The organism is Streptomyces sp. NPDC047043, from assembly GCF_040644055.1.
GTDB lineage: Bacteria > Actinomycetota > Actinomycetes > Streptomycetales > Streptomycetaceae > Streptomyces.
Genome location: NZ_JBEYVO010000003.1, coordinates 246,872 through 265,641, shown reverse-complemented (window position 1 = coordinate 265,641; position 18,770 = coordinate 246,872). Strand labels below are relative to the sequence as shown.

17 protein-coding genes and 1 pseudogene are annotated in these 18,770 nt (G+C 71.8%); 8 read left to right on the top strand and 10 right to left on the bottom strand.

Annotated elements, in window-relative coordinates; translation table 11 throughout:
- The first annotated feature begins 152 nt into the window (after positions 1-152).
- Positions 153-2,729, top strand: a complete 2,577-nt coding sequence (gene pepN, locus ABZ880_RS06430; RefSeq protein WP_361257785.1) for an aminopeptidase N — start codon at positions 153-155, stop codon at positions 2,727-2,729.
- A gap of 150 nt (positions 2,730-2,879) precedes the next feature.
- Here pepN and ABZ880_RS06425 read toward each other — a convergent pair whose 3' ends face one another.
- The 3 genes from ABZ880_RS06425 to ABZ880_RS06415 form a co-directional block, all read right to left on the bottom strand.
- On the bottom strand, positions 2,880-3,638 hold the full coding sequence (locus ABZ880_RS06425; protein WP_361257782.1) for an SDR family oxidoreductase: 759 nt from the start codon (positions 3,636-3,638) through the stop codon (positions 2,880-2,882).
- 106 nt (positions 3,639-3,744) lie between these two features.
- On the bottom strand, positions 3,745-5,043 hold the full coding sequence (locus ABZ880_RS06420) for a sigma-70 family RNA polymerase sigma factor (RefSeq protein WP_361257779.1): 1,299 nt from the start codon (positions 5,041-5,043) through the stop codon (positions 3,745-3,747).
- Between the two features lie 35 nt (positions 5,044-5,078).
- On the bottom strand, positions 5,079-5,963 hold the full coding sequence (locus tag ABZ880_RS06415) for a LysR family transcriptional regulator (RefSeq protein WP_361257776.1): 885 nt from the start codon (positions 5,961-5,963) through the stop codon (positions 5,079-5,081).
- Between the two features lie 126 nt (positions 5,964-6,089).
- Between ABZ880_RS06415 and ABZ880_RS06410 the strand changes: the two genes are divergently transcribed.
- Complete coding sequence (locus ABZ880_RS06410; RefSeq protein WP_361257773.1) at positions 6,090-6,986, top strand: SDR family oxidoreductase; 897 nt, start codon at positions 6,090-6,092, stop codon at positions 6,984-6,986.
- Between the two features lie 35 nt (positions 6,987-7,021).
- Here the strand turns inward: ABZ880_RS06410 and ABZ880_RS06405 are convergent.
- Positions 7,022-7,171, bottom strand: a pseudogene (locus ABZ880_RS06405) (EamA family transporter); the annotation flags it as partial.
- A gap of 33 nt (positions 7,172-7,204) precedes the next feature.
- The gene (locus ABZ880_RS06400; protein WP_361258185.1) at positions 7,205-8,137 is read right to left on the bottom strand and encodes an EamA family transporter; all 933 of its coding nucleotides are present in this window, start codon (positions 8,135-8,137) and stop codon (positions 7,205-7,207) included.
- A 130-nt stretch (positions 8,138-8,267) separates the two neighbouring features.
- On the opposite strand from ABZ880_RS06400, the gene ABZ880_RS06395 reads away from it, so the two are divergent.
- The gene (locus ABZ880_RS06395; protein WP_361257770.1) at positions 8,268-8,765 is read left to right on the top strand and encodes a MarR family transcriptional regulator; all 498 of its coding nucleotides are present in this window, start codon (positions 8,268-8,270) and stop codon (positions 8,763-8,765) included.
- 12 nt (positions 8,766-8,777) lie between these two features.
- On the opposite strand, the gene ABZ880_RS06390 is transcribed toward ABZ880_RS06395, so the two are convergent.
- Complete coding sequence (locus ABZ880_RS06390) at positions 8,778-10,223, bottom strand: FAD-dependent monooxygenase (RefSeq protein WP_361257767.1); 1,446 nt, start codon at positions 10,221-10,223, stop codon at positions 8,778-8,780.
- A 114-nt stretch (positions 10,224-10,337) separates the two neighbouring features.
- Between ABZ880_RS06390 and ABZ880_RS06385 the strand changes: the two genes are divergently transcribed.
- Positions 10,338-10,949 carry a TetR family transcriptional regulator gene (locus tag ABZ880_RS06385; RefSeq protein ID WP_361257765.1) on the top strand — a complete coding sequence of 204 codons (612 nt, stop codon included), beginning with the start codon at positions 10,338-10,340 and terminating at the stop codon, positions 10,947-10,949.
- A gap of 66 nt (positions 10,950-11,015) precedes the next feature.
- On the opposite strand, the gene ABZ880_RS06380 is transcribed toward ABZ880_RS06385, so the two are convergent.
- From ABZ880_RS06380 to ABZ880_RS06370, 3 genes are all read right to left on the bottom strand, one after another.
- Positions 11,016-11,267 (bottom strand): hypothetical protein, encoded by a 252-nt coding sequence (locus ABZ880_RS06380; RefSeq protein WP_361257762.1) that lies wholly within the window; start codon positions 11,265-11,267, stop codon positions 11,016-11,018.
- 114 nt (positions 11,268-11,381) lie between these two features.
- On the bottom strand, positions 11,382-13,481 hold the full coding sequence (malQ, locus tag ABZ880_RS06375) for a 4-alpha-glucanotransferase (RefSeq protein ID WP_361257759.1): 2,100 nt from the start codon (positions 13,479-13,481) through the stop codon (positions 11,382-11,384).
- Positions 13,482-13,751: a hypothetical protein gene (locus tag ABZ880_RS06370; protein WP_361257756.1), complete on the bottom strand. Its 270-nt coding sequence runs from the start codon at positions 13,749-13,751 to the stop codon at positions 13,482-13,484.
- A 137-nt stretch (positions 13,752-13,888) separates the two neighbouring features.
- Here ABZ880_RS06370 and ABZ880_RS06365 point away from each other — a divergent pair, with 137 nt between their 5' ends.
- From ABZ880_RS06365 to ABZ880_RS06355, 3 genes are read left to right on the top strand one after another with little or no spacing between them, the layout of a single operon-like run.
- Positions 13,889-14,422 (top strand): PadR family transcriptional regulator, encoded by a 534-nt coding sequence (locus ABZ880_RS06365; protein ID WP_361257753.1) that lies wholly within the window; start codon positions 13,889-13,891, stop codon positions 14,420-14,422.
- Entirely contained in the window at positions 14,419-15,123 is a 705-nt protein-coding gene (locus ABZ880_RS06360; RefSeq protein ID WP_361257750.1) for an ABC transporter ATP-binding protein, read from the top strand. Before ABZ880_RS06365 ends, ABZ880_RS06360 begins: the two co-directional genes overlap by 4 nt.
- Positions 15,120-16,472, top strand: a complete 1,353-nt coding sequence (locus ABZ880_RS06355; protein ID WP_361257747.1) for an ABC transporter permease — start codon at positions 15,120-15,122, stop codon at positions 16,470-16,472. The genes ABZ880_RS06360 and ABZ880_RS06355 overlap by 4 nt, the downstream gene beginning before the upstream one ends.
- A gap of 107 nt (positions 16,473-16,579) precedes the next feature.
- On the opposite strand, the gene ABZ880_RS06350 is transcribed toward ABZ880_RS06355, so the two are convergent.
- Entirely contained in the window at positions 16,580-17,116 is a 537-nt protein-coding gene (locus ABZ880_RS06350) for an HNH endonuclease (RefSeq protein ID WP_020116449.1), read from the bottom strand.
- Between the two features lie 322 nt (positions 17,117-17,438).
- Here ABZ880_RS06350 and ABZ880_RS06345 point away from each other — a divergent pair, with 322 nt between their 5' ends.
- The gene (locus ABZ880_RS06345; RefSeq protein ID WP_361257744.1) at positions 17,439-18,533 is read left to right on the top strand and encodes a mechanosensitive ion channel family protein; all 1,095 of its coding nucleotides are present in this window, start codon (positions 17,439-17,441) and stop codon (positions 18,531-18,533) included.
- Positions 18,534-18,770: the final 237 nt, after the last annotated feature.

Genomic DNA, 18,770 nt, shown 5'->3' with positions numbered 1-18,770 from the left:
AGGCTGACGCGGACGGAGCCGTATGACCGGCGGGAATCGGACGTGGCGGTCCGGCTGTGCTGACCGGGGGATCCATCGGGAAAACCCTCGTCGCCCTCCTCACGGTCCCGTGGAAGGATGGCGGAACCGACACATAACGAGGAGATGACCGCGTGCCTGGCACAAACCTGACTCGCGAAGAGGCGCAGCAGCGGGCGAAGCTGCTCAACGTTGACTCGTACGAGATCGATCTCGACCTCTCCGGCGCGCAGGAGGGCGGTACCTACAGGTCCGTGACCACGGTGCGCTTCGACGTGGCCGAAAACCGCGCCGATTCCTTCATCGACCTGGTGGCACCGACCGTCCACGAGGTGACCCTCAACGGCGACTCCCTCGACCCCGCCGAGGTCTTCGAGGACTCGCGGATCGCCCTTCCGGGGCTGCTCGAGGGCCGCAACGTCCTGCGGGTCGTCGCCGACTGCGCGTACACCAACACCGGTGAGGGCCTGCACCGGTTCGTCGACCCCGTCGACCAACAGGCTTATCTCTACACCCAGTTCGAGGTGCCGGACGCCCGCCGCGTGTTCGCGTCGTTCGAGCAGCCGGACCTCAAGGCGACCTTCCAGTTCACGGTGAAGGCCCCCTCCGGCTGGACCGTCATCTCCAACTCGCCGACGCCCGAACCCAAGGACGACACCTGGGTCTTCGAGCCGACGCCGCGGATCTCGTCGTACATCACCGCCCTGATCGTCGGGCCGTACCACTCGGTGCACAGCGTGTACGAGAAGGACGGGCAGAGCGTCCCGCTGGGCATCTACTGCCGGCCCTCGCTCGCCGAGTTCCTGGACTCCGACGCGATCTTCGAGGTCACGCGGCAGGGCTTCGAGTGGTTCCAGGAGAAGTTCGACTACGCGTACCCGTTCAAGAAGTACGACCAGCTGTTCGTGCCGGAGTTCAACGCGGGCGCGATGGAGAACGCGGGCGCGGTGACCATCCGCGACCAGTACGTCTTCCGCTCCAAGGTCACCGACGCGTCGTACGAGCTGCGCGCCGAGACCATCCTGCACGAGCTGGCCCACATGTGGTTCGGCGACCTGGTCACCATGGAGTGGTGGAACGACCTGTGGCTGAACGAGTCGTTCGCCACGTACACGTCGATCGCGTGCCAGTCGTACCACCCGGAGTCGCGCTGGCCGCACTCCTGGACCACGTTCGCCAACTCCATGAAGACGTGGGCCTACCGGCAGGACCAACTGCCGTCCACCCACCCGATCATGGCCGAGATCCGCGACCTGGACGACGTGCTCGTCAACTTCGACGGCATCACCTACGCCAAGGGCGCGAGCGTCCTGAAGCAGCTCGTCGCCTATGTCGGCATGGACGAGTTCTTCAGCGGTGTGCAGGCGTACTTCAAGCGGCACGCCTTCGGCAACACGCGCCTGTCCGACCTGCTCGGCGCCCTGGAGGAGACCTCCGGCCGCGACCTGAAGAACTGGTCGGAGAAGTGGCTGCAGACCGCCGGTATCAACATCCTGCGGCCCGAGATCGAGACCGACGCGAACGGTCTCATCACCTCCTTCGCCATCCGCCAGGAGGCCCCGGCCCTCCCCGCAGGTGCGAAGGGCGAGCCGACCCTCCGCCCGCACCGCATCGCCGTCGGCCTGTACGAACTCGACGACGCCAGCGGCAAGTTGGTGCGCGACGAGCGGATCGAGCTGGACGTCGACGGCGAGCTCACCGCCGTACCGCAGCTCACCGGCAGGCGCCGCCCGGCGGTCGTACTCCTCAACGACGACGACCTGTCGTACGCCAAGGTCCGCCTCGACGAGCAGTCCCTCGCGTTCGTCACCGAGCACCTCGGCGACTTCGAGTCCTCCCTCCCCCGCGCCCTGTGCTGGGCGTCGGCCTGGGACATGACGCGGGACGCCGAGCTCGGCGCCCGCGACTACCTCTCCCTGGTCCTGTCGGGCATCGCCAAGGAGTCCGACATCGGCGTCGTGCAGTCGCTGCACCGCCAGGTCAAGCTCGCCATCGACCTGTATGCCGACCCGGCTGCCCGCGAGGCCCTGCTCACCCGGTGGACCGACGCCACCCTCGCCCACCTGCGCTCGGCCGAGCCCGGCGGGGACCACCAGCTGGCCTGGGCGCGGGCGTTCGCGGCGACGGCCCGCACACCGGAGCAGCTGGACCTGCTGGAGGCGCTGCTCGACGGTTCGCAGACGATCGAGGGCCTGGCCGTCGACACCGAGCTGCGCTGGGCGTTCCTGGAGCGGCTCGCGGCGGTCGGCCGGTTCGACGAGGCGGAGATCGCCGCCGAGTACGAGCGGGACAAGACGGCCGCCGGCGAGCGCCACGCGGCCGCCGCCCGTGCCGCCCGTCCGACCCCGGAGGCGAAGGCGGAGGCCTGGGCGTCGGTCGTCGAGTCCGACAAGCTGCCGAACGCCGTGCAGGAGGCCGTCATCGGCGGCTTCGTCCAGATCGACCAGCGCGAGCTGCTCGCCCCGTACACCGACAAGTACTTCGAGGTGGTCAAGGACATCTGGGACGCCCGCTCGCACGAGATCGCCCAGCAGATCGCGATCGGCCTCTACCCGGCCCTCCAGGTCTCGCAGGAGGTCCTCGACAAGACGGACGCCTGGCTGGCCTCCGCCGAGCCCAACGCGGCCCTGCGCCGCCTGGTCTCCGAGTCCCGCTCGGGCGTGGAGCGCGCCCTCAAGGCACAGGCGGCAGACGCGCAGACGCTCCGCTAAGGGTGCCGCGATGGGCCGTCGATCGTCTGCGGCGCCATCGCGGCTGGTCGCGCCCACGCGGCGGAGCCGCATGTCGAAACAGTCCCGCGCCCCTTCAGGGCGCGGAAGGGCGCCCGGCGGATCGCCGGGCGCCCTCTCGTGCACGTGCGCTCAGTGCGGCACCATCCCACCCGTCACGTTGACGAACGTGCCGGTGATGCCGGCCGCGTGGTCGGAGGCGAGGAAGACCGCGGTGGCCGCGACGTCGGCGAGGGTGGGGTTGCGGCGGGTCATGCGCATCCCGGCGAGGTTGTCGACGATGCCCTGGACGGCGGCCTCGTCGATGGCCGGGTTGACCGCGGAGAGCTTCTCGACGGTGAACGTCTCCGGCACCCCGGCCGCCCACAGCCCGACGGCCCGCACCCCGCGCGGACCGCACTCCACCGCCAGATTCCGTACGAGCGTGTCGATCGCGGCATCGGCAGGACCCGTGCCGCCCATCATCGGACTGCCGTGCGCGGAACCGCTGTTGAGGGTGAGGATCACACCGGAGCCGCGCTCGGCCATCCGCCGGGCGGCGCCGCGGGCGGTGATGAAGCCCGCACGGACGCCGTTGACCACGGGCCGCAGAAAGTCGTCCACAGGCATGTCGGTGAGCGGGGCGCCCTGCACGTCGCCGCGCGTGACGAGATTGAAGGAGATGTCGACGTCGCCCACGCGGGCGAGGTGCTCCTCCACGGCCGCCTCGTCGAGGGCGTCCACGACGGCGACCTCGGCGTTGCTGATGTCACCGGCCACCGCCTCCAGCGTCTTTCGGGTGCGTCCGACGAGATGCACACGGGCGCCCTCCTCGGCGAAGGCGCGGGCGACCGCACCGCCGATCGAGCCGCCGGCGCCGTACACGATCGCGGTCTTGTCGGTGAGCAGCATGGTGATAACTCCCTGTCGGGGTCGTGTCGTACGAGTCGGTCATACGGACGCACGGCACCGCGATCGCTCATCGGTCGGGAGGCTGAGGTTCTTCGGCTGAGGTCTTTCAGAGACGCAGCGGCAGTCCGAAGGCCGGGAACAGGTGCGGCTCGAAGGACATGATCTCCACGATCCGGTCGTCGGCGTCGAAGCGGAGGACGTCCAGGACCTGGGCGCGGTAGACGTTCGTGCCGGGGCGGCGGACGTAACCTCCGGTCGCCAGCTGCCCGTTGGCGCGGGCGGGCAGGTTGCGCCAGTGGCCGAGGAACATCGGGGAGGCCGGGTCGAGGTTGGGGCGGACGAAGTCGAGGAGGGCGTCGCGGCCGGTGAACCAGAACGGGTTCGGCGGCATGGTGAGCGTGACGTCCTTGCCGAGCAGCTCGGTCATGGAGTCGAAGTCGAGGTGTTCGACGGCGGTCATGTACCGCTGCAGGACGGCCCGTTGGGCCTCGGTGGGCTCGGCGGCCGTCCAGTCGCCGCGCTGCCGGGGCAGATGGTCGCGCAGGGTGGGCCGGGCCCGTTGCAGGGCGCTGTTGGCGGAGGCGACGGTCAGGCCGAGGGCCTCGGCGGTCTCGGCCGCGCTCAGCCCGAGCACGTCCCGCAGGATCAGTACGGCGCGCTGGCGGGGCGGCAGGTGCTGGATGGCGGCGAGGAAGACCAGCTCAAGGGTCTCGCGGGAGACGGCGGCGGCCTCGGGCTGCTCCGCCGCGGAGGGCAGCTCGTCGTCGGGATAGGGCTGCAGCCAGGTGATGCGGGCGGGTGGTTCGCCGGTGCCGTGGTTCATGCCGGGGATCGGCTCGTAGCGCTGCGGGCGGCGAGCGGTGCGGCGCTGGAAGTCCAGGCAGGCGTTGGTGGCGATGCGGTACAGCCAGGTGCGGGCGCCGGCCCGCCCCTCGAAGCCGTCCCGCGCCCGCCAGGCCCGCAGGAACGTCTCCTGCACCAGGTCCTCGGCGTCGTCGTAGGAGCCGGTCATGCGGTAACAGTGCACCTGGATCTCGCGGCGGTGGGACTCGGTGAGGGTGGCGAAGTCGGCTTCGGTGAGGAGGTCTTTCGTCACGGGGGTCGGTGTGACGGAATCGTTCGCGCTGTCCCGGGCGACCCGGGCGACGCGCCGCAGCTGCGCGACGGCGGCCGACAGTTCGGTCACCCCGGAGTAGAGGACGGAGGCCGGCTGCGGCACCAGGTCCTTCACCCGGCGCCCGATGTCCTCGATGAGCCCCTGCACACTCGCCCCGGCCTGCTGCCGTTCCCGGTAGGCCTTCTGCCGGCAGGCGGCCGAACAGTAGACGGAGCTGCGGCCGGTGCGTCCCTTCCGGCCGGGCAGCGGCTTCCCACAGACCGCACAGGTGTCGGTGACCACGGGCATCCTCCGGAGTTGCGTCACACGGGGACGGGGTGACGCTATCGCGGGTCGGTGCCCGTGAGGTGTCTGCGCGCACACCTTCGGAAGTCCGCCACCAGCCGGCTGCGGTCGCCGGCCCGGGTGGCCAGGGCGACATGGCTGGGCTCGACGCCGTGCAGCGGGACTGTGGTGAGGTCGGGTCGCAGTTGCCTTGCGCGCCCGTCGACCGCGATGACCACGGCCTGTCCGTCGGCGACGACCTCGAACTTGTCCTCCAGGTCATGGATGACGGGCCCGTCGGGCGCCCGGCTGCCGTCCGGCCGGGGCTCCAGGCGCCAGTAGTCGCTCCAGGCGGGGTCGGCGCCGGCCAGCCGGGGCAGGGGTTCGTCGGCGATGTCGTCGACGGTGACGGACTCCTTGCCGGCCAGGCGGTGGTCGAGCGGGACGACCAGGACCCTTTCCTGGTCGTAGAGCACGCTCACCTCCAACCCGTCGGTGGGGAAGGGCAGTCGGGCCACCACGGCGTCCACCCGATGCGCCAGCAGGGCCGCACGCTCCTCGCCCCAGTCCACGTGCACGGACCGTACGTCGGCGTCCGGGTGCCGGTGCCGCAGCTCGCGCACCGCCGGCGTGACGATGATCCCGGCCGTGTAGCCGACGGTGAAGCGGCTGGGCTCGGCCGCCGCCCGGGTCTCGGCGACGGACTGCGCGGCGGCCCGCAGCAGTGCCTCGGCGCGCGACCGGAACACCTCCCCGGCCTCCGTCAGCCGGGTGCCCCGCGAGGTGCGGTCGAGGAGCCGGGCGCCCACCTGGTGTTCCAGACGGGCGATCTGCCGGCTCAGGGACGGCTGGGTGATGTGCAGGGCCTCGGCGGCCCTGCCGAAGTGACGGTGTTCCGCCACGGCGGTGAAGTACCGGACCAGGCGCAGGTCTAGGTCGGCCATGGACCCAATCTACCTGTGGTGATGCCCGAAGCGTATTGCCCGATGCGAAAGAGGCTTTGGACGCGGACCCCGATCCCTCCGGACGATGGAAGCACATCCACTCCCCCCTTCCTGGAAGGCCGCATCATGCGCGTATTCGTCACCGGTGCCTCCGGTTTCATCGGCTCGGCCGTCGTCCGTGAACTCCTCGACGCCGGTCACCGGGTCACCGGCCTCGCCCGCTCCGACACCTCCGCGGCGGCGCTGACCGCCGCCGGGGCCGAGGTGCACCGGGGCTCGCTGGAGGACCCGGACAGCCTGGCCGAGGGGGCGGCCGCGGCCGACGGCGTCGCCCACCTCGCCTTCATCCACGACTTCTCGGCCATCGAGGCCGGGTACGCCGCCGACCGGCGGGCGATCGAGACGATCGGGGCCGCGCTCGACGGCTCGGGCAAACCCTTCATGGTCTCCTCGGGCACGGCGCTGCTCCAGCCGGGCGCGGTCGGTACGGAGGAGGACACCCCCGTGCCGGGGTCGTTCGGGGCGCTGCGGGGACGCAGCGAGACCATGGCCCTCGCGCTGGCCGACCGCGGGGTGCGCTCGATGTCCGTCCGGTTCTCACCGTCCGTGCACGGCCGGGGAGACCACGGCTTCGTCCCGATGCTGATCGCCACCGCCCGCGAGAAGGGTTTCGCGGCCCACGTCGGTGACGGCGCCAACCGCTGGGCCGCCGTGCACCGCTCGGACGCCGCCCGTCTGGTCCGGCTCGGCCTGGAGTCGGCACCGGCGGGCTCGCGTCTGCACGCCGTCGGCGACGAGGGCATCCCGTTCCGCGACCTCGCCTCGGTCATCGGCCGCCACCTGGACGTGCCGGTCCGCTCCATCGCCCCCGAGGAGGCCGAGGCCCACTTCGGCTGGCTGGCCGCCGTCGCCGCCCTCGACGTACCGGCGTCGAACGCCCTGACCCGCAAGTGGCTGGGCTGGGAGCCGACGGGACCGGGCCTCATCGAGGACCTGGAGGAGGGGCACTACTTCAACGACTAGCGTCAACCCGCCCTGGTTGACGAGGGTGTTGTAGAGAACGCCTGCTGCACCGGCGGCACGCTGTCGTGCAGCGCCCGGGAGGTCACGAAGCTCCCGGACCAGACGACGGTGGTGAGGGCGGCGAGGGCGAGCCCCAGGAAGGGGGCGGCAGTACGGGAGGCGGTCCGGTGGAGGGCAACGGCCACGGAGGTCCTCTCACGGGTTTGTGATCTCGGTGCCTACCGTCGCAGTGCCCCATCTGTCAGGTCCATCGAATCTTTCCGATGATTCCATTCAGGAGAACTGAACGATACGGAGGCGCGACGCGCTCCGAGCTGCCCCGCCACCGTCGCCCCGAACGCCAGCGCCATGCCCGCCAGTTGGACCGGAGTGAGCGCCTGACCGAGGGCCGCCCAGCCGACGACCGCGGCGGTCAGCGGGGACAGCGGGCCGAGGAAGGTGACCTGGGTGGCGGTGAGTCGGCCGATGCCGCGGAACCACAGCCAGTAGGCGACGGCCGTGTTGGCCAGGGCGAGATAGAGGTAACCGCCGAGCGCACGGGCGTCCAGGGCGGGCGGCGCGCCCTCGACGAGAAGCGCGAGCGGGGCGATGAGCAGGCCGCCGGCGGTCAACTGCCAGGCGGTGAGCGCCAGCGGGCCCACACCCTCCGGCCGACCCCACCTCTTGGTCAGCACCGTGCCGGTCGACATGGAGGCCGTCGAGGCGAGGGCAGCCAGCACACCGACCGGGTCCAGCACCCCGGCCGCCTTCAGTACGACCAGACTGACGCCGAACGCGGCCACGACCCCGGCGGCCAGTGCCCGCCCCGTGGGCCGCTGCCCCAGCAGCACCGCCGACAGCCCGACCACGAACAACGGCCCGACCGAGCCGACGACGGCGGCCATTCCGCCGGGCAGCCGGTACGCGGACAGGAACAGCAGCGGGAAGAAGGCGCCGATGTTCAGCGCACCGAGGACCGCCGCCTTCCACCACCAGGCACCGCGCGGCAGGACCCGGGAGAGCGCCAGCAGGACCAGACCGGCGGGCAGGGCGCGCATGAGGCCGGTGAACAGGGGGCGGTCGGCCGGGAGGAACTGGGTGGCGACCGCGTAGGTCGTACCCCATGAGACGGGGGCGAGGGCGGTGAGCAGTACGGTCGCCGGCTGTTTCATGACCGGACCCTTCTCGAAGACGACGAAGCGGCTTGGCAAGACTAGCTTGGTAGAAAGTAGCTTAGCCCTAAGCTACTTTCCGTCAAGCCACTTTCTTGCGGGCAACCGGAATCCGGCCGATACTCACCGCATGAGTGCACAGGCCAAGGACCCCGTCGACGCGATCATCGAGCAGTGGGCGGAGGTACGGCCGGACCTCGACACCCGGGCGATGGAGGTCTTCGGGCGGATCTTCCGGCTGTCGCGCGCGATGGGCGACCGGATGGAGAAGGCGTACGCGCGCTTCGGGATCTCCCGCGGCGAGTTCGACGTCCTGGCGACCCTGCGCCGCTCCGGCGAGCCCTACACCCTCTCCCCGCGCGAGCTCTCGGCGACGCTGATGCTCACCACCGGCGGCATGACCGGCCGCCTCGACAAGCTGGAACGGGCCGGCCTGCTCCGCCGCTCCCCCGATCCGCACGACCGCCGGGCCCTCCAGGTCACCCTGACGGAAAAGGGGTTGAACATCATCGACGAGGCGGTCGGCGCGGGACTCGCCGCCGAGACGGAGGCCCTGACCGTCCTCGACGACGAACAGGCCGGCCGACTGGCCGACCTGCTGCGGGAGTTGCTCGCCGGGACCCGGTGACCCCGGCTCCGCTCACCCCAGTCGTGCGGCGACGGCCTCCTCGACCGCCGCTGCGTCCGCCGAGTCCGACGCCCAGGCCACGTAGCCGTCGGGCCGGACCAGCACGGTCGTACGGCGGTCGCTCGCCCAGCGCTCCACGGCCAGCCGGTCCTTGCGGGCACCCCCGTCGTCGTACTCCTCCGGGGTGATCAGTACGAACCTGCCGCCGCGCAGGGCCTCGTAGAGGCGGCCGCTCCGCAGGGCGACGTCCGGGACGCGGGTGCCGGTGAGGCGGTGGGCGCCGCGTGGGGCCGGGTAGTCGTAGCCGATGCCGGTGATCTGGCCGGCCGCCCTGCGGCGGGCCGGGCCGACGTTGTTGAGGAAGGTGGTCAGCGCGGCCCGCAGCGCCAGCGTCCAGGGGCGCTTGGCCATGGCGAGGCGGACGATGCCGCCGCTGCTGCGCAGGACGGACTTGCCGACGGGGTGACGCTCGGCCTGGTAGGTGTCGAGGAGGGCCGCGTCCGCGTGGCCCTGGACGACGGCGGCCAGCTTCCAGCTCAGGTTGGCCGCGTCCTGCAGTCCGGTGTTCATGCCCTGGCCGCCGGCCGGGGTGTGGACGTGGGCGGCGTCGCCGGCGAGGAAGACCCGGCCCACGCGGTAGGCGGGCGCCTGGCGCTCGTCGCTGTGGAAGCGGGACATCCAGCGGGCGTCGTGCATGCCGTAGTCGCGGCCGAGGGCGAGCCGGGTGACCTCCTTGACCTCCTCGAGGTCGAGGGGCTCGCTGTCGGGGACGTTGCGGGCGCGGTTCCAGCCGATGATCCGGTAGTAGCCGTCCCCGAAGGGCGCAAGGAAGGCGAAGGCGTCGCCGACGGCGTTGACGGTGAGCAGGGTGGCCGGCTCCTCGGCCAGCTTCACGTCGGCGAGGACGACGGAGCGGATGACCGAGTGGCCGGGGAAGGGCAGCCCGATCGCGTCGCGTACGGAACTGCGCATGCCGTCCGTGCCCACGACGTACTCGGCCCGCAGGCTCTCCTTCGCGCCGCCGGGCCCGCGGACCTCGACCGTGACACCGTCCGCGTCCTGGGTGAGACCGGTCATCTCGGTCTCGTGGCGGAAGTCGACCCCGGCCTCGACCGCGCGCCGCTCCAGGACCCTCTCCACCTCGTACTGCGGGATGACGAGGAGGTGGTTGAAGCGGGAGGGGAGGGCGGCGAGGTCGACGGTGAGGTGACCGAAGAGGCGAAGGCGGTCGAGGGGTTGGCCGACGGACTCCAGGCCGTCGGCGAGACCGCGGGCGTCGAGCTGTTCGAGGGTGCGGGCGTGCAGGACGAAGGCGCGGGAGAGGTTGCTGATCTTGTGCGGGCGCTTTTCGAGGAGGGTGACGGAAACACCGGCGGTCGCGAGGTCACCGGCCAGCAGAAGACCGGCGGGGCCGGAGCCGACGACGATCACGGAGCGGTTGGTGGCGGTGCCGTTCATGGAGGCCTCCAGTTGCCAACGCTTGTTTGCCAACGCTTGTTGACGAGAGTAGGGGCGCCTCGCACGAGAAGTCAACACTTGTTGGCCTACGCATGTTGGCCTACGCTCGTTGGCATGCATGACGGCAACAGCGACAGGGACAGAGACAGCAGCACGGATTCCGGCTCCGGCACCCGCCGCCGCTCCGACGCCACCCGCGGCGCGATCCTCGTCGCGGCCCGCGAGCGCTTCGCCTCCGACGGGTACGACCGGGCGACGATCCGGGCCATCGCCAAGGACGCGAACATCGACCCGTCGATGGTGATGCGCTACTACGGCAACAAGGAGGGCCTGTTCGCGGCGGCGGTCTCCGTCGATCTGGAGCTGCCGGATCCGGGTTCACTGCCCCGGCACGACGTCGGCCGGGCACTCGTCGTGCACTTCCTCGGCATGTGGGAGCGGAACGAGGTGCTCACGGCGCTGCTGCGGGTCGGCGCGACCAATCAGGCCGGTGCCGAGCGGATGCAGGGCATCTTCCGGGACCAGCTGCTGCCGGTCGCCCTTGCCGTGTGCCCCGACCGCGAGCAGGCGCCGGCGCGGGCCGGGCTCGCGGCCACGCAGATGCTGGGGCTGGCGCTGACCCGTTACGTCCTGCGGATCCCGCCGGTCGTGGCGCTGCACCCCGAGGAGATCGTGGCGTGGCTTGCGCCCACGGTGCAGCGGTATCTGACGGCACCGAGCCCATGAGAAAACACCGAGGGCGCCCGTCCCACCGACGCACGGTGAGGCAGGCGCCCTCGGCACAGCGTGAGGTCAGGCCTTCGCCTTGGCCTTCGGCTCGCGGTCCTTGGACTTGTCCAGGACCATCACCAGGCCCGCGATGACCGCGAACAGGACGATGGGGGCGGCAACGTAGAGGCCCAGCGTGTCGATGACACTCAGGCCCGAGCCGGGGTCGTCGCCGTCGTCGCGGGCCAGCGCGAGCGCGGGGGACGACATGAGCAGCATCATCAGCGTCGTACCGGCAGCCAGGGCGCCGGCGCGCAGGGCGTTCTTCTTGTCCACGGTGCAAAAATATCGAAGGCCGATTCAGGCCGCTCGTCCGGGGTGCCGTATCGCCCCTGACCAGGGATGTCGCAAGAGCCGCCGCACTCCGCGGAAACCCTCTCCGCGCCCGCCCTACCCCGGGACGTCCCCCTCCGCGCCCGCCCTCAGCACCTCCATCAGCGCATGCAGCCGCGGTGACGCCGCCAGCTCCTCCAACGTCACCGGCCGCCCCTCGGCATCCGCGATCGGCAGCCGCCAGTTCGGGTACTGGTCCCAGGTGCCGGGGAGGTTCTGGGGCCGGCGGTCGCCGACCGTGTCCGGCAGCCAGACGCCGATCAGGCGGGACGGGGTGCGGAGCAGGAAGCGGTGGACGGCCTGGATCTCGGCCTCCTCCTCCGAGGCGCCGTGGGCGCCGCCGGTGCCGTGCAGAAGGCAGAGGCGGGTGAGCAGGCCCAGCCACTCCCCCGTGTCCGCGGCCGCCTCCGCGCGTTCCTCCTCCAGCGGGCGGGTCAACAGGCCCAGGCGGTCGCGGAGTTCGACGTGCTCGCCGGTGAGGCGGGCGGCGGTGGAGGGCAGGTCGTGGGTGGTGGCGGTGGCGAGGCAGTCGGCGCGCCAGGCCTGCGGCGGCAGCGGCCGCCCGTCGCCCTCCCAGTCCCGCTCGAACCACAGCACCGACGTCCCGAGCACCCCGCGCTCGCGCAGCCGCTCCCGCACGCCCGGCTCGACCGTGCCCAGGTCCTCGCCGATGACGACCGTCCCGGCGCGCGCGGCCTCCAGGACCAGGATCGCGAGCATGGCCTCGGCGTCGTAGCGGACGTACGTGCCCTCCGTGGGCGGGTGACCCTGGGGGACCCACCAGAGGCGGAACAGGCCCATGACGTGGTCGATGCGCAGGGCGCCGGCGTAGCGGAAGAGGGCCTTCAGCAGGCGGCGGTACGGCTCGTAGCCGGACTCGGCGAGGCGGTCCGGTCGCCACGGCGGCAGGCCCCAGTCCTGGCCGCGCGCGTTGAAGGCGTCCGGCGGGGCGCCCACCGACATCCCGGCGGCGAAGTACTCCTGCTGCGCCCAGGCGTCGGCGCCGCCGGGGTGCACGCCGACTGCCAGGTCGTGCACGATCCCGACCGGCATCCCGGAGTCGCGGGCGGCGCGCTGGGCGGCCGTCAGCTGGTCGTCGGTGAGCCAGGCGAGGCGGGAGTAGAAGTCGACGCGGTCCATCAACTCCCCCCGCGCGCGGGCCGTTTCGGCCGAGCGGGGATCACGCAGGGCAGCGGGCCAGCGGCTCCAGTCCGAGCCGTGCACCTCGGCGAGGGCGTACCAGGTGGCGTGGTCCTCCAGGGCCTCTCCCTCCTCGGCGAGGAAGTCGACGTACGCGGCCCGCCGCCCGGGCCCGAGCGGCACCTCGCGGATCAGTTCCAGCGCCTGCCGCTTGAGCTCCCACACGGCGTCCCGGTCGATCAGCGCACCCTTGTCCAGGACCGATTCACGCAGTCGGTCCGCCCGTTCCAGCAGCGACCGCACCTTCTCCCGCTCCGTGACGTACGCGTACTCCGGGACGTCCTCGACGCGCAGGTGCACGGGGTCGGGGAAGCGGCGGGAGGACGGGCGGTACGGGGAGGGGTCGGTGGGGGCGCCGGGTACGGCCGCGTGCAGCGGGTTGACCTGCACGAATCCGGCGCCGAGCGCACGGCCTGCCCAGGCGGTGAGTTCGGCGAGGTCACCGAGGTCGCCCATGCCCCAGGAGCGCCGGGACAGCAGCGAGTAGAGCTGGACCATCAGGCCGTACGAGCGCGTGGTGGGCGTGGGCAGCCGGGGCGGGGCCACGACGAGGTGGGCCTCGGCGGTCCGGCCGTCGGGTGCGGTGGCCGCCAACCGGTGGACGCCGGGCGGCAGTTGCTCGGCGGAGGCGCGTGTGTCGCCCTGTTCGGTCTCGATGCGCAGTCGGGTGCCGTCCGGCAGGGCGGCGAGCGCGGGGGACGTTCCGCCGCTCCAGAGCACCACGGTCGGCGGCAGCAGCCGCTCGGCCAGTTCCCGCTCACGTGCGGCGAGCGCGGCGCGGGCCGCCTCTTCGGTGCCCGCGTCGACGCCGAGGGCGGCCAGGGCGAGGCTGACGGCGGTGGCGGAGGCCGCGACCGTACGGTCCGGGGAGGGGCTGTAGGAGGTGGCGACACCGTGCAGCCCGGCGAGCCGGGACAGGTCCTCGGAGGGCGGTTCGGCCGGCGCCTGCGCTGTCATCTAGGGCCTCGTGGTGTCCGGCTCGGGGTTCGCCGCCTCACTGGTCAGGGGCGCGGCGTCGGCGAGCGGGGGCTCGCTGGTCAGGGGCTCGGCGTCGGGCAGTGGCGGTTCGCTGGTCAACGGGGTCTCGGCGCAGGCGCCCTCCGCACTGAACACGCAGAAGTGCGGCTCGGGATCGACGGACGGCAGCTGCGCCACGGGTTTGGAGAGGGGGTATGCCGGTGCGGCCACGGGGGGCCTCCTTGTCGGGTACGGCGGCTTGCGGGTCATCGCAGCCCTACCCCGTGGGCGCGAGGGCAGACGTACAGGAAGGAACTAGGTGCCACTCCTCACATTCTGCTCCTCTCCCGGAGAGCTTCCCGGGCCACTATTCACTCAGTACATGTATCGAGTGCATAATGATCCCCATGAGCACCCGCCACATCCTGTTGGGGCTGCTCGCCTCCGGTCCGAGCCATGGCTACGACCTCAAGCGACGGCACGACGAACGTTTCCCGCAGGCCCGACCGCTGGCCTACGGGCAGGTCTACACGACCCTGCAGCGCCTGGTACGGGACGGCCTCGCCCAGGTCGAGGGCACCGACTCCGACGGCGGCCCGGAGCGCACGACGTACTGCTCGACGGACGAGGGGACGCGTGAACTGGCCAAGTGGGCCGGGGAGATCGCGCCGCCCGCGCCCTTCGTGACGAACGAGATCTTCGCCAAGGTCGTCGTCTCGATCCTGTCCGGCGGCGACCCGGCCGCCTATCTGGCCGCCCAGCGCGCCGCCCACATGGAGCGGATGCGGGAGCTCACGGCCGTGAAGACGGGTCGGGGCGCCGATCTCGCGACCGTGCTCTCGGCGGACTACGCCCTCAACCACCTCGACGCCGACCTCCGTTGGATGACCACGACGGCGGCCCGGCTCACCACCCTGACCGCGGAGGTCGACGCAGCATGAGCAACGGGGACAGCCCAGACAGCACGGTGCCGCTTCTGGCGGCCCGCGATCTCGCCAAGACGCACGGCAGGACCGAGGCCCTGCGCGGCGCCTCGGTGGAGCTGGGCGCCGGCGAGATCCTCGCCGTGACCGGCGCGAGCGGCAGCGGGAAGTCCACGCTGCTGCACTGCCTGGCCGGGATCGTCCGCCCGGACGCGGGCTCGGTGACGTACGCCGGTGAGCGGCTCGACCAGCTGCCGGAGAAGCGGCTGAGCGAGCTGCGGCGGACCGACTTCGGGGTGGTGTTCCAGTTCGGGCAGCTGATCCCGGAGCTGACGGCACTGGACAACGTCGCGCTGCCGCTGATGCTGGCGGGCGCCTCGCGTGCGGACGGCCAGGAGCGGGCCGGAGAGTGGCTGGAGCGGTTCGGCGTACAGGGGCAGGAGGCGCTGCGGCCCGGTGAGATGAGCGGCGGCCAGGCCCAGCGGACGGCGCTGGCACGGGCGTTGGTGACCGGCCCGAAGGTCGTCTTCGCGGACGAGCCGACGGGCGCGCTGGACTCCCTGGCGAGCGAGCAGGTGATGACGGCGCTGGTGCACACCGCCCGCGAGGCGGGCACGGCGGTGCTGCTGATCACGCACGACGCCCAGGTGGCGGCGTACGCGGACCGCGAGGTGCGGCTGAGTGACGGGGCCGTGCTGCCGGCGGGGGTGACGGCGTGAGGACCGATCTGCGGCTGGCCTGGCTGCTGACCCGGGGGTCGGATCGCCGCGAATGGTGGCGCGTGCTCCTCACAGCTGTCGGCGCGGCGCTGGCGACCGGGCTGGGGCTGGTGATCGCCGTGCTGCTGCCGCTGGACGGCCACCACAGCATGTCCGTGGGCGGCGGTCTGCTGGACGAGCCCGGCACCCGCATCGGCGTGATCTTCGCGCTGCTGATGCTGTTCATCCCGGTGCTCGGGTTCCTCGGCCAGTGCGCCCGGATCGGGGCCGTGCACCGGGACCGCAGGCTGGCCGCGCTGCGGCTGGCGGGGGCCGCGCCCGCCCAGGTGCGGCGGATCGCGGCGATGGAGTCGGGGCTGGCATGCCTGGCGGGTTCGGCTGTGGCCACGGTGTTCTCCGTGCTGACCCTGCTGCGGCTGTGGCACAGCCCCGACCCCCTGGCCTGGGCGGGCGTCGCCGTGGTGGCCGTCGGGGTGCCGGTGCTGGGCGCGGCCGTGAGCGTGCTGGCGCTACGCCGCGTGGTGGCCTCGCCCCTGGGGCGGATACGGCGGCTGCGGCCGGCCGAGGGCCCGGGGCGGATGTTCCGGGTGGCGACCGCTGTGCTCGTACTGACGGTGGCGTACATCGTGACCACCCCCTTCCACGAGGTCCCGTTCGAGTTCACGCTCGCCCCGCTCACCGTGTTCGCCGTGTCCCTGCTGGTCGGCGCGGTGGCGGTGTGGCTGACCGGAGCGTCGGCCCGGCAACTGGGCGAGGGGCTCACGGCCCGCGCCAGGAGACCCGCGGTGCTGATCGCGGCGGGGCGGCTGCGCGACGACCCGTGGGCGTCGGCCCGTACCCATGCCGCGGTGCTGCTGGTGACGGTGATGGCATCGGGCTTCATGGGAGTACGGCAGGTGATGTTGTCGCGGCTGCACGCCACGGGCGAGCACTACGCCGAGGGGATCGGGTACTACGAGAACGGCCTGAACCTGACCGGCGCCGCGCTCCTCGTCGCGTTCGCGCTCATGCTGACCGCGCTCGCGGTGGGCACCGCCGAGTCCGTCGCCACCCGGCGCCGGGGCCTTGCCGCGCAGGCCGCCGCCGGGGTACCGCACGGCGTACTGGCCCGGGCGCTGCTGCTGGAGACGGCGGTGCCGCTGGCGCCCGCGGTCGCGGCGGCGGGCCTCGGCGGCACGGTGATCAGCTTCTGGTACGGCTCGATCGTCTCGGCGCACACGGCAGTGCCCGTGCCGTACGACTCGCTCCTGGTTCCCCTCGCCGTCTATCCGGCCTGCCTGCTGGCGGCAGCCACCTCGCTGCCGCTGCTGCGCCGCTCGGTCCACCCGGCCGAGCTGCGCTACACCTGACCGCATGACCGTCCGGCCCGGGAGTACGGGGGGCTCCCGGGCCGGACACGCTGTGCCCGCACGCCCTGGTGGCGATGCGCCCAGGGGGTATGCGAAGGCCCGGATCGTCAGGCGGAGATGCCGTCGATCCGGGCCATGGCGTCTTCCGCGCCGTACGGCTGCAAGTAGGGCAGCCAGCGCGGGTCCCTATGGCCGGTCCCGATGATGCGCCAGGCCAGACCGGTGGGCGGGGCTGGTTTGTGGCGCAGCCGCCAGCCGATTTCGAACAGATGTCGGTCGGCCTTCACGTGGTTGCAGCGGCGGCACGAGGCCACCACGTTGTCCCAGACGTGCTTGCCCCCGCGGCTGCGCGGGATGACGTGGTCGACGCTGGTTGCGACGCCACCGCAGTACATGCACCGGCCCCCGTCGCGCGCGAAGAGCGCACGTCGGGTAAGAGGAACGGGTCCCCGATAGGGAACCCGGACGAATCGCTTGAGCCGGACCACGCTTGGTGCGGGGACTGTGACGGTTGCGCTGTGCATAAAGGCGCCGGATTCCTCGAGAGAGACGGCTTTGTTCTCCAGGACGAGGACGAGCGCGCGGCGGAGCGGTACGACGCCGAGTGGCTCGTACGACGCGTTGAGGACCAGGACATGCGGCACGGATGCCTCCTTGGGCGTCGGCGGCGCGTGGCTCGCGCCGGGACGATCTGCAGTCAGTCTCCCCTCTTGCCTGGTGGACGCGCCACCATGTCCCGGTAACGGGCTGGGAGTGTTTTCGACCACATCTGATTCATCCCCCGGAGGGACAGGGCTTTATCCCACCTGCTCATCCCGGGGTGGGCACAATCCCCTCCCAGAAGACGGCAAGGATTCGCACACCGTGCCCCGATAGTGTGGTGGGCCTGCCCGTCCGGTGACCTTTTCGTGACCTTGACCGCGTCACGCGCCGGAGGGCGGACCGCTGCACCTGGAGGTACCCGCCGTGTCCTTGCCCGCCGTACTGCTCGCCGCCGGTTCGTCGCCGTCGCCGACCCCCTCGGGGTCGGCGACCCCGGCGGTGCCGTCGCTCCAGGATGCCCAGGAGAGCGCGACGAACGCGGCCAGCTGGGTCGAGCAGAACTGGTCCACGTGGCTCGCGATCGGGCTGCGGGTCCTGCTGATCCTGGTGATCGCGGGGGTGCTGAGAGCGGTCGTGCAGCGGGCGATCACCAAGCTGATAGAGCGGATGACCCGCACCGCCGAGGCCGTCGACGGCACCTCGCTGGGCGGCCTGCTGGTCAACAACGAGCGGCGTCGTCAGCGCTCGCAGGCGATCGGCTCCGTCCTGCGCTCGGTGGCGTCCTTCGTGATCCTCGGCACCGCGGCCCTGATGGTCCTGGGCGCCTTCCAGATCAACCTGGCCCCACTGCTGGCCTCCGCCGGTGTCGCCGGTGTCGCGATCGGTTTCGGCGCCCGCAACCTGGTCACGGACTTCCTCTCCGGCGTCTTCATGATCCTCGAGGACCAGTACGGCGTCGGCGACTCGATCGACGCGGGCGTCGCCTCCGGCGAGGTCATCGAGGTCGGCCTGCGCGTGACGAAGCTGCGCGGCGCGAGCGGCGAGATCTGGTACGTCCGCAACGGCGAGGTCAAGCGCATCGGCAACCTCTCCCAGGGCTGGGCCACGGCCGGCGTCGACGTGACGGTGAAGGCCAACGAGGACCTGGACCGGGTGAAGGCGACCCTCGACGAGGTCGCGGAGAAGATGAGCGCGGAGGAGCCCTGGAACGAGCTCCTGTGGAGCCCGATCGAGGTCCTCGGCCTGGACAGCGTGCTGCTGGACTCGATGGTGGTCCGCGTCTCGGCGAAGACCATGCCCGGCAAGTCCCTCACCGTCGAACGCGAACTGCGCTGGCGCGTCAAGCGGGCCTTCGACGCGGCCGACATCCGCATCGTGGGCGGCGCGACGGCCCCGCTGGACGAGGAGCCGGTCGACCCCACGGCGGCGGTGGCGGCCCCGTCGGTGCTCTCCAACCCCGACTCACCCCAGGCAGCGGCGGCTTCGCCGATCGCCCAGCCGCGGCCGGCGGCGAAGTGAGACCCGACCGTCCGGCGCCACCCCACAGCGGGCCCTTGTTCTGAAGCGCATCGAGGGCTGAGCCCCACTCGGACCACTTCCGCCCCACCACCGCCCCCGCAGGTAACGAGTCTGTTGCCTCGGGGGCGGTTCCTATTGACGCCCGCTTCGCCCGGGGCCTACCTTCCTTTCCAGCCAATAGGAAACTTTCCTAACAGTGATCGGTCAGTGGCCGCACGGGGATCGTCCGGTGATCAA